1 protein-coding gene is annotated in these 295 nt (G+C 66.1%); it reads right to left on the bottom strand.

Going from position 1 to position 295, the window contains the following annotated elements:
- Positions 1–295: alpha/beta hydrolase family protein (locus D0817_RS27230; protein ID WP_153188227.1), on the bottom strand; the 295-nt coding region annotated here is incomplete at both ends.

The following is a 295-nucleotide window of genomic DNA, read 5'->3' as shown; positions in this document are numbered from 1 at the left end:
CTTGACCGCGTCGTGGAAGCGCGTGCCGTGCACCAGCGGCACGCGCTCGTCGGCGCTGCCGTAGGCCATGAGCAGCGGCTGGCGCAGCCGCGCCGCGTGGCGCAGGGGCGAATTGGCTTCGAACATCGGCGCGTCCTTGACGGGGTCGCCCACCAACTGCGGCATGCCGTATTTCTTCCAGCTGTCGCCGAGGTCGCTCCATTTGACCGTGTACATCAGGCCGATGTCGGTCACGCCGACCCAGTTGATGCCGCATTTGAAGAGGCCCGGGTCGTTGATCAATCCCATCAGGGTG

This window comes from Flavobacterium cupreum, from assembly GCF_003996965.1.
In the GTDB taxonomy this organism is placed as follows: Bacteria; Bacteroidota; Bacteroidia; order Flavobacteriales; family Flavobacteriaceae; genus Flavobacterium; species Flavobacterium cupreum.
Note: the sequence above shows the minus strand (reverse complement) of the source record. Positions and strands in the feature narration are given on the sequence as shown.